This window comes from Streptomyces sp. NPDC048637 (assembly GCF_040650675.1).
GTDB lineage: Bacteria > Actinomycetota > Actinomycetes > Streptomycetales > Streptomycetaceae > Streptomyces.
This window is the reverse complement of the sequence record NZ_JBEZHQ010000073.1, coordinates 1-13,977: the sequence shown is the minus strand read 5'-3', so window position 1 is coordinate 13,977 and position 13,977 is coordinate 1. Positions and strand designations below refer to the sequence as shown.

The 13,977-nt window shown below is 73.4% G+C and carries 8 protein-coding genes; 5 read left to right on the top strand and 3 right to left on the bottom strand.

The features are described 5' to 3' along the window. Positions 1-397 precede the first annotated feature (397 nt). The gene (locus tag AB0C46_RS40160; protein ID WP_362834078.1) at positions 398-961 is read right to left on the bottom strand and encodes an SUKH-3 domain-containing protein; all 564 of its coding nucleotides are present in this window, start codon (positions 959-961) and stop codon (positions 398-400) included. 8 nt (positions 962-969) lie between these two features. Next, positions 970-1,488 carry a YwqJ-related putative deaminase gene (locus AB0C46_RS40155; RefSeq protein ID WP_362834077.1) on the bottom strand — a complete coding sequence of 173 codons (519 nt, stop codon included), beginning with the start codon at positions 1,486-1,488 and terminating at the stop codon, positions 970-972. Between the two features lie 319 nt (positions 1,489-1,807). Here AB0C46_RS40155 and AB0C46_RS40150 point away from each other — a divergent pair, with 319 nt between their 5' ends. The 4 genes from AB0C46_RS40150 (at position 1,808) to AB0C46_RS40135 (ending at position 8,085) form a co-directional block, all read left to right on the top strand. After that, complete coding sequence (locus tag AB0C46_RS40150; RefSeq protein ID WP_362834076.1) at positions 1,808-2,815, top strand: SMI1/KNR4 family protein; 1,008 nt, start codon at positions 1,808-1,810, stop codon at positions 2,813-2,815. 5 nt (positions 2,816-2,820) lie between these two features. Beyond that, on the top strand, positions 2,821-5,727 hold the full coding sequence (locus tag AB0C46_RS40145) for an SUKH-4 family immunity protein (protein WP_362834081.1): 2,907 nt from the start codon (positions 2,821-2,823) through the stop codon (positions 5,725-5,727). Between the two features lie 243 nt (positions 5,728-5,970). Beyond that, positions 5,971-6,906 (top strand): LCP family protein, encoded by a 936-nt coding sequence (locus AB0C46_RS40140; RefSeq protein WP_362834080.1) that lies wholly within the window; start codon positions 5,971-5,973, stop codon positions 6,904-6,906. A gap of 165 nt (positions 6,907-7,071) precedes the next feature. After that, positions 7,072-8,085: a cellulose-binding protein gene (locus AB0C46_RS40135; protein ID WP_362834075.1), complete on the top strand. Its 1,014-nt coding sequence runs from the start codon at positions 7,072-7,074 to the stop codon at positions 8,083-8,085. 43 nt (positions 8,086-8,128) lie between these two features. Here the strand turns inward: AB0C46_RS40135 and AB0C46_RS40130 are convergent, their stop codons facing one another. Further along, positions 8,129-9,649 carry an MFS transporter gene (locus AB0C46_RS40130; RefSeq protein WP_362834079.1) on the bottom strand — a complete coding sequence of 507 codons (1,521 nt, stop codon included), beginning with the start codon at positions 9,647-9,649 and terminating at the stop codon, positions 8,129-8,131. 319 nt (positions 9,650-9,968) lie between these two features. Between AB0C46_RS40130 and mfd the strand changes: the two genes are divergently transcribed. Beyond that, positions 9,969-13,514 carry a transcription-repair coupling factor gene (gene mfd, locus AB0C46_RS40125; protein ID WP_362834074.1) on the top strand — a complete coding sequence of 1,182 codons (3,546 nt, stop codon included), beginning with the start codon at positions 9,969-9,971 and terminating at the stop codon, positions 13,512-13,514. Positions 13,515-13,977 lie beyond the last annotated feature (463 nt).

The following is a 13,977-nucleotide window of genomic DNA, read 5'->3' as shown; positions in this document are numbered from 1 at the left end:
GGTTTGTGGGGGGTGCCGGTGGCGGGGCCTCCGGGGTGGGTGTTCGGACTGCTTCGCTTTACGTCCGAACACCCACCCCTCCGGCCCCGCCCCCTCCCGTCAGTTGTGGGGCCCCACCCCGGTGGGGGTGAAGGAAAGACAAAGACCAGTAGTTCGGTCGCATCGTGGTGCGGCCGAGCTACTGGTCTTTGATATTTCCCCCCACCGGGCGGGGGTCGCCGTCCGGACGGGAGGGGGCGGGCCGGAGGGGGCGGGTTTCCGGACGTAAAGCGAAGCAGTCCACAACACAGGCCCCGGAGGCCCGCCACCGGCACCCACCACAAACAAGCGCGGCCCCCGCCCAACCCACCCCGCCCCCGCCGAAGGCGGAAAGAAACAACGGAAGAGCCGCGGCGGCTCAGTCGGCAACGTGGGCCGCAACCCCGAGCCGCAAGGGCCGAGTCCCCAGAACCAGCGTCCCCAACGCGCTGTCGATGTCCGGTCCCAGGTACCAGTCGCCGGTGTGGTCGAGGCTGTAGACGCGGCCTTCGGCGTCGATGGCGAGGGTGGCCTGGCTGTAGGTGGCGCCGTCGTGGGTGGTGAGTTCTTCGCGGCCGAGGGGGGCCACGTCGGTTTCCAGGGCGCGGCCGAGGTCGCCGAGGGTGCGGGCGAGGTGGAGGCCGTGCAGGGGGTCGACGGCGAAGGGGGTGGGGGCGATGTGGCGGCCGGGGCCGGGCCCGGTGATGTGCAGTCCGCCGAATTCGGCCCAGGCTTCGACGGCGGCGGGGAAGACGGTGTGGCGGTGGCCGGCGGGGGAGGTGTGGGCGCGGAGGGTGTCGGCCCAGTGTTCCGCCTGGTGTATGTCCCAGCGGCCGGGCTGCCAGCCGGCCTCCTGGAGGGCGACGTCGACGGCGGCGGGGAAGCGGGTCGAGTCGGTCCGGTCGTGGGCGGGGGAGCGGGGGCCGGGGGTGGTGGGCGGCATGGTGGCGGTCAGCTTCCTGTGGGCGTGGTGCCGCTGATGGGCATGACGCCGAAGTGGGCGAGGAGGGCGTCGCAGGAGCGGCAGGGCGGGGCGTAGCTGCCGTGTTGGGGGTCGCCGTCCTCGCGGATATGGCGTGCGGTGATCTTGGAATGTTTGAGGGAGCGGCGGGCTTCCCCGTTGGTGAGGGGCTTTCGGGAGGCGCGTTTGCCGCGGTTGCCCTCGACGGCGGTGAGGTGGCGGGAGAGCAGGACCGCTTCGGGGCAGCGTCCGGTGAAGCGTTCGCGTTGTGCGGTGGCGAGGGTGTCGAGGAAGTCCTGGACGAGGGGGTGCAGGGCGGGGGGCTGTTCCGCCTTGCTCGCGGTACAGGTGAGGGTTTGTCCGCGTACGGACAAGGCGGCGCCGATGGTGGGGAGGATGCCGTCGCGGCGGTGGTGGAGGGCGGGGGCGCGGTCGGCGTCCGCGGGGCCGCTCCAGCCGATGCGGGGGTCGCCTGCGGCTGCGTTGTGGTGGCGTGCAGTGGTGCTCATGGTGGTGCTTTCCCTCCCCGAATCCCCGTGTAGCTGGGGGTCCCCCCGCCGTAGGTGGGGGAGGTCAGCCTGCCAAATGTGCTGGGTGTTGCGGTAGTCGGGCGGGCTGTCGATGATCTCACGGCGGGCTGACGGGGCGTCGGTCGCGGGGCAACGGGGCTGGTGGGCGGGGTGGTGCGCGGGGGGCTCGGGGGTGGTGGGGCGGTGGGTGACGTCGGTGTGTCGCGGGGCTGACGTGCGGGGGCGGGGGAGGGGGGAGGGCGTTGCGGTACGGCTTAGGCTGTGCTCCAAAGCCAGCTTCAGCCAGGGGGCAAGCGCGATGACGACAGGTCGGCAAGGGCTGGGGGCACTCCCCGGCCCCCGGGCGGCGGGACATGCCGCGCCACCGAATTCGGCCTATGCCGGGCAGGTCGTACATTTTCCGGATCCGGTCCGTGCCGCACGGTACCCCGCCGGTGTGCGGATGGACGAACGGGGTTTCCCGGAGTTCTCGCCGTATGCGCGCGCGGCGGCGGAGATCGCCGAGCCGCCGGAGGGTTTCGGGGTCGACGAACTGCGGCTGACGGACTATGTGTCGGCGAACGCGGCCCTGCATGCGCAGGGGCACGAACTGTGGATAGATGTGCCGGCGGTGGCGACGCCGCACGGCTGGACCTGGCATCACGTGGCCGGTACCCGGCGGATGGAGCTGGTTCCGGTGGAGGTGAAGGCGCTGTTGCGGCATCACGGCGGGCTGGTGACGGCCGCCGTGGCGCACGACAAGCGCGGTACCCGCCCGTTGCAGGAGACCCGGCCGGCGCACTTCGGGCTGCCGCACCGTGATCTGTCGGTGGGCGAGGAGCAGTTGGCGCAGGCCGAGGAGGCGCTGGGGTATCGGCTGCCGGGCGCGTACCGGTCGTTCCTGAAGGCGGCGGGCGGCTGTGCGCCGGTGGGGGCGGCGCTGGACGCGGAGTTGGGGCTGCTGGTCGACCAGCCGTTCTTCACGGTGCGCGATGACGCGGCGGTCAACGATCTGCTCTATGTGAACAAGTGCCTGCGGGACCACTTCACCAAGGACTACCTGGGCGTGGCGTTCGTGCAGGGCGGTGTCGTCGCGGTGAAGGTGCGCGGCGAGGCGCTCGGTTCGGTGTGGTTCTGCCCGTACGACGATGCGCGGGACCAGGACGGGTGGACGGTGCAGGAACGGGTCGAGCGGCTGTTGTTGCCGTGCGGCGCGGATTTCGATGACTTCCTGCAGCGGCTGGCGGGCAATCCGCCGGAGCTGGAGACGGTGGCGGATCTGATGGTCGACGGTGGCTTCGCGTACGCGGTCGCGGTGGGGGGTTGAGCGCGGTGGTGACGTTCGCGCAGGCGCAGGAGCGCGCGGAGCGGTGGGTGAACGGCGAGGTGCCGGCGGCGCTCCATCGTGAGGTGCGGGTGCGGGAGTTCGATCTGGGCTTTGTGGCCTGGGCCGAGGACCGGGAGGGGGGGCCGGTGACGGATGGCGGCCGGGCCCGGTTGGTGATCGCGCGGGACAGCGGGGAGACGACGCTGTGGCCGGGGCTGCCGGTGGGTGAGGTGATCCGGCGCTACGAGGAGGAGTACGGCACTCCCGCGGACGGCGGGCACGGCGCGGCCGAGGCACCGCCGCAGCGGATCGACCTGGAGGCCACCTCGTTTCTGCTGACGCCGCCGGAGTGGCTGCAGGAGGCGGCGGACGCGAGGGGCGTGCCGGAGCAGCGGGGCGCGGAGGCGGCGCCGGCGGCTCCCGCTCCGGCGGCTCCCGCGCCGTCCGCTCCCGCTCCGGTTCCCGCTCCCGCCCCTGCGCCCGCGTCGTCGGCGTCGGATGCCTGGGCCGAGGTGAGCGTCAACGGTACGGACGGCGGGGCCGCGCAGAGCGGTGCGCAGGCGGCGGAGACGGGCCCGGGAGCGGGCGCCGGTTCCGCCGGTGTGCCGGAGCCGTGGGCCGGGGCGGACACGACCGCCGGCGCGGGCGGCGAGGACCGTTCGGTGGGGCTGCCGGCGACGGTGTTCGCGCCGCCGCTGGCCGGTTTCGACGAGGAGGACGCGCCGTCGTCGCCGCGGACCCGGCCGGAAGCCAAGACCGAACTTCTGCACGGCGGCAGTCAGTTGCCGCGTACACAGGTCGCGCCCGCGCTGGATCTGCCGGACGGGGCCCGGCCCGGCGGTGGTCCGCTGCCGCCGCCGGTGCCGGCCGCGCCGCCGGCCGCCGGGGGGCTGCCGGATCTGCCGCCGCCGTCGGGTCCGCCGGTCACCGATGTGCCGCCCCCGCCGGGCGCCGGTGCGCCCGGTGCCGGTGCGCCCGCCGCGGCCGGGCCGGGTGTGCCGCCGCCTGGCGCGCCGCCCGCTCCGCCCGCGGGTGGTGGGGTGCATGCCGCGGCGACGATGCTGGCCGACGGCTCGTCGCTGCCCGGTTACGCCGCCGCGGGCCCGCCACCGCCGCCCGCCGCGCCCGGTCCCCCCGGTGCGGGCCGGGACGGTGCGCAGCAGGACCCGGCGAAGGCCGCTGCGGGCCAGGACGGGGTGCGCCCGCCCGGCGGGCCCGCGGCGTCCGGCCCCGGTGCGCCCGGTGCGCCGGCCGGTGGCTATGTGCCGACGCAGCTGGTCTCGCAGCTGGACGCGGCGGAGATGGATCTGAGCGCGGTGGACGGGCCGGGCGGGGCGGAGGCGTCCGGTGGGCCCGAGGGGGCCGGTGCTTCCGGTGCCGGCGGTGCGGGTTCCCCGGCGGCCGGCGGTCCCGGGTCCGGCGGGGTGCATGCCGCCGCGACGATGCTCGCCGACGGTGCGTCCGTGCAGGCGGCCGGTCTCGGGGGTGCGGGCGGGCCGGGCGGTGCCGCCGGTGGCCCCGGTGTGCCGCCGCCGCCCGCGCCGCCGGGAGTGCCGGGCGCGCCCAAGCCTCCCGGCCCGCCCGGTAAGCCCGGCGTTCCCGCGGACGGCCGGAGCTCCGGCGGCCAGGGCGGTCCGCCCCCGCCGCCGCCCGCCCCGCCCGTCGCGGACGGTGCCGGTGGCGGCGGAGTGCATGCCGCCGCCACGATGCTGGCCGGCGGCGCGGCGCTGCCCGGCGGCGCGGGTGGTCCTGGCGGCGCGGGTGGGCCGGGCGCTCCCGGTATGCCGCCGTCGGCCGGTCCCGCGGCTCAGCCCGGACCTCCGCAGGCACCTCCCCAGGGACCGCCGCCCGGTGCGCCGGGCCCCGGTGGCCCCGGTGGCCCCGGTGGCCCCGGTGCGTACGGCTATCCGCAGGCGCCCAGCGGTCAGCCGACCGTCGGTCCCGGCTACATGGCCGTACTGAGCTATCGCGCGCCGGACGGGTCCGAGCAGAAGATCGTGCGCCGTTCGGCGCCCGGTACGCCGCATCCGGAGTGGCAGCTGCTGCATGAGCTGCGCGGGATGAACGTCCCGCCGCAGCAGGTGCTGGAGCTGCACACCGAGCTGGAGTGCTGTGATCTGCCGGGTGGCTACTGCGCCCGGATGATCCGGGACAACTGGCCGCAGGTGCGGATCAGCCACACCGCCGCGTACGGCAGGGACCATGCCTCGCGCCAGCAGGGCGTACGGCATCTCGTCGAGCATCAGGGCGAGTTGCACCAGGTCGCGGACGGTCCGGCGCGGCCGGCGCCGGTGCGGGTGCCGTTGCCGCATCCGTCGCAGGTGCAGCCGGTGCCGCCGGTGCCCCCGCAGGTGATCGGGCAGGAGCTGGAGCAGGCGTTCGGCCCGCAGGCCCTGTTCCGTTTCGACCAGCGGGCGGTCTCCCGGCACGGGGTGCCCGATGTGGTGGCGCAGATGCTGGTGTGGGCCGGGCTGCCGGTCGACTTCGGGCCGTTCTTCTGGGCGCAGGCGCAGCCGCAGCGCCCGGTGCCGACGCTGGCGGAGCTGGCGGCGGAGCGGATGGTGCAGCCGGCCGCGGACGCCGGTTCGTATCTGGTGATGGGCAATGACTTCGGCCGTCAGCTGTGTGTGCAGTACGGGACCGCGCACATCGTGGCGGTGCCGATGGAGGCCGCGCCGGGCGGTCAGCCGGCGACGCCGCAGTTCGTGAACTCGGGGCTGCCGGAGTTCACGCGCTGTCTGGCGATGCTGGGGCGGATGTGGCGGCTGCGGTACGGGCTGACGCCCGAGCAGGCGGGCCGTTGGACCGTCGACTTCCAGGCACAGCTGGTCGCCCTCGATCCGCCCGCGCTGGGGTCGCCGGAGACCTGGTGGTCGGTGCTGCTGGAGCAGATGTGGGACGGGCTGCTGTAGCGGCGCGTCAACGAACCGGCGGCAGGCACTGCCGCCGGACCGGGGCAGGGCGCTCGACCTGCGGGATGGGTCGGGCGCCCTGACCATGCGTATATGGGCCGTCCGATATCCCCGTTGCCGCAGTCGCCGCCGACGCTGTACCGGGCAGGGCGCCCGCGGTGGTGGCACCGCGGGCGGACGGGCAGGCCGCCGCGCCGGCCGGGGCCGGGCCGGCGCCGGTGGGCGTGGCTCACCTGGACCCTGGTGACGCTGCTGGTGCTGGTCGCCCTGGTGTGCGCGGGCGGGGCCTGGCTGTATGTGTCGGCGGGGCGGCAGCTGCAGCATGTCGATGCGCTGGGCGAGTACGCCGGGCGGCCGGCCGCGGGCAAGGGCACCAACTGGCTGCTGGTCGGCACGGACAGCCGTACCGCGCTGACCCCGCAGCAGCGCGCGGAGCTGCACGTCGGCAACAACGAGGTGCAGAACACCGACACGATCATGGTGCTGCACTCCGGCGAGCACGGCCCGACTCTGGTCAGCCTGCCGCGCGACAGTTACGTCCCGATACCCGGTCATGGCAGCCGGAAGATCAACGAGGCGTATGCGGACGGCGGCCCGAAGCTGCTCACCCGAACGGTGGAGCAGGCGACCGGGCTGCGGATCGACCGCTATGCCGAGGTGAACTTCCTGGGGTTCGTGCAGGTCGTGGACGCGCTGGACGGTGTGCGGCTGTGTCTGGACGCCCCGCTGAAGGACGAGAAGTCGGGCGCGGACTTCCCGGCCGGCTGCCAGCAGATGAACGGCGCCGAGGCGCTGGCGTTCGTACGGGCCCGGTATGCCGACCCGGAGGGTGACCTCGGACGGGTGAAGCGTCAGCGGCAGTTGCTCGGCGCGGTGGCGGAGGAGATGGCCGCCCCGTCGGTGCTTCTCGATCCGGACCGGCTGACGCGGGTGCGGGACGCCTCGCTGGCGGCGCTGGTCGTGGACGACGGCGCGGACGTGGCACGGCTGCTGGATATGGGCTGGTCGATGAAGCAGATCGCCGGGGGCGGCGGTACCGCGACGACGGTTCCGGTGACCCGGCCCGGGGTGATGGTCAGTGGCGTCGGGTCGGTGCTGCCGTGGGACGAGAACGGGGCGAGGGAGTTGTTCCGGGCGCTGCGCCACGATGACCGGATTCCGACTTCTGGCACGAAATAACGCATCCTGGTGGGGTGGATGGGGTGAAGTGTCGCGAGGGTGCGATGTCGCACCGATCCCGAGAAACATGCGCGTAACTGCACAGGGCTGCACACAACCATGCGAAATGGCGCGGAAGGCTGCGGGTCGCACCACTGCGGCACGCGGCGGAGAGGGGCTTGAGGGATGAGTGCATCGGTTTCGCCTCACGGGTTCGAGACCGTACGAGGGCGTGGCTACCGGCCGGAGGATGTGGGCCGCCGTGTCGAGGGACTCTCGATCGACCGCGACTCCTGCTGGGAGCGCGCCGCACGGCTCACGGTCCTGTCCAACGAGATGGCGGCCGAACTCGCGGAACTGCAGGCCCATGTGGCGCAGTTGCCACCGCAGACGTATGCCTCGCTCGGCAATGAGGCCCGGCTGATCCTGACGACCGCGGAGTCCGAGGCGGCGCGGCTGCGGGCCGAGGCGCAGCAGGCGGACGAGCGGATCCGGGACGAGGTCGCGGTCCATGCGGAGGAGGTCCGGGAGGCGGCCGACAAGGCGGCGTACGCGCGCCGCGGTGAGGCGGAGACCCGGGCCCGGCGCACGGCGGAGGCGACGCGGGGTGAGGCCGCGGAGCTGGTGACCGTGGCGACCGAGGAGGCCGCCAAGCTGCGGGAGGACGCGGCCGGGGAGCTGGTGGAGGTGCGCCGGCGCACCGCGCAGCTGCTGCATGACCAGGAGAAGCGGCAGGCCGAGGAGTGGGACGCGGCCGGGCGGGAATTCGCGGAGCTGGAGGCGGAGATGGACCGGCTCGTCGCGGAGCTGGACGGCCGCGGGAAGGCCGCCCGCGCCGAGAGTGAGCGGCTGTACGCGGAGGCCGAGCAGGCCGCCCGGCACCGTGACGAGGACGCCGAGGACCGTGGCGCCGGTCTGCTGGCCCAGGCGCGGGCCGAGGTGGAACGCATCGAGCGCACCACGGAGCGGATCCTGCGGGAGCACGACGCGGAGCGCGAAGAGGTCCGCACCCATATGACCCATGTACGCAACAGCCTGGCCGCGCTCACCGGGAAGGCGCCGGCGCCGGACGGGGACGGCGGGAGCACGGCGCGGGGCGGCGGCCGGGAAGCGGGCAGTGCTCCGGACGCCGCGGACCCCGATGCGGAAGACACCCTGGAGACGCAGCTGCCCCGCGCGGGCGGCGGCGCGGGCGCCTGACCGCCCGGCCGCCCCGCCGTCGCCCCGGGTGCCGGTCTCCCGGTCAGGTCCCGTCCGGCTCGCCCGAGCCCGAGCCCGAGCCGGTGCCGGTGCCGGTGCCGCCGGCATCCGTGTGTACCGGGAAGCGCCGCGGTGCCAGCAGCAGGGCGAGCAGCGCGAGCGCGGCGGCCGCGGCGGCGCCGAGGTAGACATGGTCGACCGTGGTGTCGACGGCGCGGCGGAGGTAGTCGGTGGCCTGCGCGGTGAGGCCGCCGGGGTGTTCCAGCGCGCGGGAGACCGCGTCGAGGTCGCCGGGCAGGCCGGACCGGATGCCCGAAGGGGCGTGGGCGAGGCGGTCGTTGAGGGTGGCGTTGGCGAGGGCGCCGAAGAGCGCGGCGCCGAGGGACTGGCCGACCTGGCGGCAGAAGAGTATGGAGGCGGTGGCGGTGCCGCGCTCCGTGTAGCCGACGGACGACTGGACGCCGATGATCAGCGGGAGCTGGAAGAGGCCGAGGGTCGCACCGAGCGCCAGCATGATCAGCGCGGGCTGCCAGGCCGCACCGGGGTAGGGCAGCAGGGGGAAGGCGAGCAGGACCAGGGCGGCCGCGCCGATGCCGAGCATTGCGCAGGTGCGGATGCCGAGGCGGTTGTAGACATGGCTGCTGAGGGCGGCCGAGACCGGCCAGCTCAGGGTCATCACGGACAGCACGAAACCGGCGGCGATCGGGCCCAGGCCCAGCACCGACTGTGCGTAGGTGGGCAGGAACACCGTCGGGGCGACCATCAGCAGTCCCAGGGCGCCCAGGGCGAGGTTGACGGCGGAGATGGTCCGGCGGCGCCAGACCCAGCCCGGGATGATCGGCTCCGCCGCCCGGCGCTCGATGAGGACGGTGAGCGCCGCGCACCCCGCGCTGCCGGCGAACAGCAGCAGCGAGGGTGTGGAGAGCCAGGCCCAGGCCACCCCGCCCTGCACCAGGGCGGTCAGCAGCAGCCCGCCGCAGGCGAAGATCGCCAGCGCGCCGGGCCAGTCCACCGGGGGGCGGGCGCCGGGACCCGGCCTGCTCCGCCCCTCCTCGGAGAAGTGCCGCACGATCAGCCAGAGGGCGACCGCGCCCACCGGCACATTGATCAGGAAGATCCACCGCCAGTCGGCATACGCGGCGAGCAGTCCGCCCAGTGCGGGCCCGGCGACCGCGGAGGCGGCCCAGACGCTGGAGAGCCTGGCCTGGATCTTGGGACGTTCCCTCATCGGGTAGAGGTCGGCGGCGATGGTCTGGACGGTGCCCTGGAGGGCGCCGCCGCCCAGGCCCTGCACCACGCGGAAGGCGATCAGCGACGCCATGTTCCAGGCACCGGCGCAGGCCAGCGAGCCGACGAGGAAGAGCGCGATGCCGGTGATCAGGATGGGCTTGCGGCCGAAGATGTCGGAGAGCTTGCCGTAGACCGGCAGGGTGACGGTGACGGCCAGCAGATAGCCGGAGAACAGCCAGGAGAAGACCGCGAAGCCGCCGAGGTCGCCGACGATCTGGGGGATGGCGGTGGCGAGGATCGTCGAGTCGAGCGCGGCCAGGGCCATACCGAGCATCAGGGCGGCGACGACGGGACGGCGTGGCGGGCCCGCGGAGGGCGGGCCCGGCGCCCGCAGGGTGTCGCTGTCTCCGGCACGTCTCGCGCTTCCGCTCACCGTTCCCCCTCCTGAGGTCCTTGTATGGTGCACCCTTCCATGCGGGTGGTGGGGTGCGGAACCGGGCTGCCGCACCGGGGAGCGCGCGGGGCGGGGTGCGGGGGTGCGGTCCCGGGCTCCGGGCCCGGCCGGTCGGCCGGCGGGCGTACGCTTGGCAACCCCGGCCCGTGAGACGTGTCGGGCTGTTGCGTTGTTCGCCTCGCTGGGACGGAACCTTCTCATGAGCCTGACTGGTCTGCTCGACGTCGTCGTACGGGACCCGGCGCTCGCCGAAGCGGTACAGGCCGCGGCCGACGGGCACCGCCCCCAGGTGGATCTGGTGGGCCCGCCGGCCGCCCGGCCCTTCGCGATCGCCGCGCTCGCCCGGCAGGCCGGCCGGCCGGTGCTCGCGGTGACCGCCACCGGCCGGGAGGCCGAGGACCTCGCCGCCGCACTGCGCAGCCTGATGCCGGCCGGTGCGGACAACTCCGTCGTGGAGTTCCCGTCCTGGGAGACGCTGCCGCACGAGCGGCTCTCGCCGCGCTCGGACACCGTCGGCCGGCGTCTCGCGGTGCTGCGCCGGCTCGCCCACCCGCGCCAGGACGACCCCACGGCCGGCCCCGTCTCCGTGGTCGTCGCCCCCATCCGCTCGGTGCTCCAGCCGCAGGTCAAGGGGCTGGGCGAGCTGGAGCCGGTCAGTCTGCGCACGGGCGAGACCGCCGACCTGGAAGAGATCGTCGACGGTCTGGCGGCGGCCGCGTACGCGCGGGTGGAACTGGTCGAGAAGCGCGGCGAGTTCGCGGTCCGCGGCGGCATCCTGGACGTCTTTCCGCCCACCGAGGAGCACCCCCTCCGGGTCGAGTTCTGGGGCGACGACGTCGAGGAGATCCGCTACTTCAAGGTCGCCGACCAGCGGTCCCTGGAGGTCGCCGAGCACGGTCTGTGGGCGCCGCCGTGCCGGGAGCTGCTGCTGACCGACCAGGTGCGGGAGCGGGCCGCGGCGCTCGCCGAGCAGCACCCCGAGCTGGGCGAACTCCTCGGCAAGATCGCCGAGGGGATCGCCGTCGAGGGCATGGAGTCGCTGGCTCCGGTCCTGGTGGACGACATGGAGCTGCTGCTGGACGTGCTGCCCAAGGGCTCGATGGCCGTGGTGTGCGACCCGGAGCGGGTGCGGACCCGGGCCGCTGACCTGGTGGCGACGAGCCAGGAGTTCCTCCAGGCGTCCTGGGCGGCCACTGCGGGCGGCGGAGTGGCCCCCGTCGATGTGGGTGCGGCGTCCCTGTGGGGCATCGCGGACGTCCGGGACCGGGCGCGCGAGCTGGGGATGATGTGGTGGTCGGTCAGTCCCTTCGCGGCCGACGAGGGCCTGGAGACCGACGGCGACACTCTCAAGCTGGGCATGCACGCCCCCGACACCTACCGCGGTGACACCCAGCGGGCGCTGGCCGACACCAAGCAGTGGCTCGCGGACGGCTGGCGCACGGTGTTCCTCACCGAGGCGCACGGCCCGGCGGCCCGCACGGTCGAGGTCCTCAGTGGCGAGGGCATCCCCGCCCGCCTGGACGCCGAACTCGCCGAAATCTCCCCGTCCCTCGTCCACGTCTCCTGCGGTTCCCTCGACAACGGCTTTCTCGACCCGTCGCTCCGGCTCGCCGTCCTCACCGAGACCGACCTCTCCGGCCAGAAGGCGGCCGGCAAGGACGGCGCCCGGATGCCGGCCCGCCGCCGCAAGACCATCGACCCGCTCACCCTGGAAACCGGCGACTTCATCGTCCACGAGCAGCACGGTGTGGGCCGCTACATCGAGATGGTGCAGCGCACGGTCCAGGGCGCCACCCGCGAATACCTCCTCGTCGAGTACGCCCCCGCCAAGCGCGGCCAGCCCGGCGACCGCCTCTACATCCCCACCGACCAGCTGGAGCAGGTCACCAAGTACGTCGGTGGCGAGGCCCCGACGCTGCACCGGCTGGGCGGCGCCGACTGGACCAAGACCAAGGCGCGCGCCAAGAAGGCCGTCAAGGAGATCGCCGCCGACCTGATCAAGCTGTACTCCGCGCGGATGGCGGCGCCCGGCCACACCTTCGGCCCGGACACCCCCTGGCAGCGCGAGCTGGAGGACGCCTTCCCGTACGCGGAGACGCCCGACCAGCTCACCACCATCGCCGAGGTCAAGGAAGACATGGAGAAGTCGGTCCCCATGGACCGCCTCATCTGTGGTGACGTCGGCTACGGCAAGACCGAGATCGCGGTCCGCGCCGCCTTCAAGGCCGTCCAGGACGGCAAGCAGGTCGCCGTCCTCGTCCCGACCACCCTCCTCGTCCAGCAGCACTTCGGCACCTTCACCGAGCGCTACGGCCAGTTCCCGGTCAACGTCCGGGCGCTGTCCCGCTTCCAGACCGACACCGAGGCCAAGGCCGTCCTCGAAGGGCTGCGGGACGGCTCCGTCGACCTCGTCATCGGCACCCACCGCCTCTTCTCCTCCGAGACCAAGTTCAAGGACCTGGGCCTGGTCATCGTCGACGAGGAACAGCGGTTCGGCGTCGAGCACAAGGAGCAGCTGAAGAAGCTCCGCGCCAATGTGGACGTCCTCACCATGTCCGCCACCCCCATTCCCCGCACCCTGGAGATGGCGGTGACGGGCATCCGGGAGATGTCGACGATCACCACCCCGCCCGAGGAGCGCCACCCGGTCCTGACCTTCGTCGGGCCCTACGAGCAGAAGCAGATCGGCGCCGCCATCCGCCGTGAACTGCTGCGCGAGGGCCAGGTCTTCTACATCCACAACCGGGTGGAGTCCATCGACCGGGCCGCCGCCCGGCTCCGTGAGATCGTCCCCGAGGCCCGTATCCAGACCGCCCACGGCCAGATGGGCGAGACCCAACTGGAGCAGGTCGTCGTCGACTTCTGGGAGAAGAAGTTCGACGTCCTGGTCTCCACCACCATCGTCGAATCCGGCATCGACATCTCCAACGCCAACACCCTGATCGTCGAACGCGGCGACAACTTCGGCCTCTCCCAGCTCCACCAGCTGCGCGGGCGGGTGGGCCGCGGCCGTGAGCGCGGCTACTCCTACTTCCTGTATCCGCCGGAGAAGCCGCTCACCGAGACCGCCCACGAGCGGCTGGCGACCATTGCCCAGCACACCGAGATGGGCGCGGGCATGTACGTCGCCATGAAGGACCTGGAGATCCGCGGCGCGGGCAACCTCCTCGGCGGCGAACAGTCCGGCCACATCGCCGGCGTCGGCTTCGACCTCTACGTCCGCATGGTCGGCGAGGCGGTCGCTGACTACCGGGCCTCCCTCGAAGGCGGCGTGGAGGAGGAGCCCCCGCTCGAAGTCAAGATCGAACTCCCGGTGGACGCGCATGTCCCGCACGACTACGCCCCCGGCGAGCGGCTGCGCCTCCAGGCCTACCGCGCCATCGCCTCCGCCTCCTCGGAGGAGGACATCGCGGCGGTCCGCGAGGAACTGGCCGACCGCTACGGCAAGCTGCCCGAGCCCGTCGAGAACCTGCTGCTGGTCGCCGGTCTGCGGATGCTCGCCCGCGCATGCGGGGTCTCCGACATCACCCTCCAGGGCGCCAACATCCGCTTCGGCCCTGTGGAGTTGCGCGAGTCCCAGGAGCTGCGCCTCAAGCGGCTCTACCCCCGTACGGTCCTCAAGCCGGCCACCCAGCAGATTCTTGTACCGCGCCCGACGACGGCAAAGATCGGCGGCAAGCCGGTGGTTGGACGCGAGCTGCTCGCGTGGACAGGAGAGTTCCTCTCCATCGTCTTGGGCTCGTAGGCGTTTTGGGCTCGTAGCCCCGCTTCCCACGTGTCGGGTGGCCCCGCCGTGCCTCTTCTTTTTCGCCTGTCGGCGGGGGTGGGTGGGTTTGGGCGGGGGCCGCGCTTGTTTGTGGTGGGTGCCGGTGGCGGGCCTCCGGGGCCTGTGTTGTGGACTGCTTCGCTTTACGTCCACAACACAGGCCCCTCCGGCCCGCCCCCTCCCGTACGGATGGCGACCCCCGCCCGGTGGGGGTGAGGGTATTTAAAGACCAGTAGTTCGGCCTCATCGCGATGCGGCCGGGCTTCTGGCACCACGATGTGGCTGGGCTTCTGGCACGACGATGCGGCCGGGTTTCTGCTCTGTCTTTCCTTCACCCCCACCGGGGTGGGGTCCCACAACTGGCGGGAGGGGGTGGGGCCGGAGGGGTGGGGGGGGGGGGGGTGTTGGTTGTGGTGGGTGGACCCCCCCCCCCGGGCCCCGC

Bases quoted from the DNA above. Each gene is read 5' to 3' on its own strand.
- AB0C46_RS40160 (WP_362834078.1), bottom strand. From the start codon at position 961: ATGCCGCCCACCACCCCCGGCCCCCGCTCCCCCGCCCACGACCGGACC.
- AB0C46_RS40155 (WP_362834077.1), bottom strand. From the start codon at position 1,488: ATGAGCACCACTGCACGCCACCACAACGCAGCCGCAGGCGACCCCCGC.
- AB0C46_RS40150 (WP_362834076.1), top strand. From the start codon at position 1,808: ATGACGACAGGTCGGCAAGGGCTGGGGGCACTCCCCGGCCCCCGGGCG.
- AB0C46_RS40135 (WP_362834075.1), top strand. From the start codon at position 7,072: ATGAGTGCATCGGTTTCGCCTCACGGGTTCGAGACCGTACGAGGGCGT.
- AB0C46_RS40130 (WP_362834079.1), bottom strand. From the start codon at position 9,649: ATGCTCGGTATGGCCCTGGCCGCGCTCGACTCGACGATCCTCGCCACC.
- mfd (WP_362834074.1), top strand. From the start codon at position 9,969: ATGAGCCTGACTGGTCTGCTCGACGTCGTCGTACGGGACCCGGCGCTC.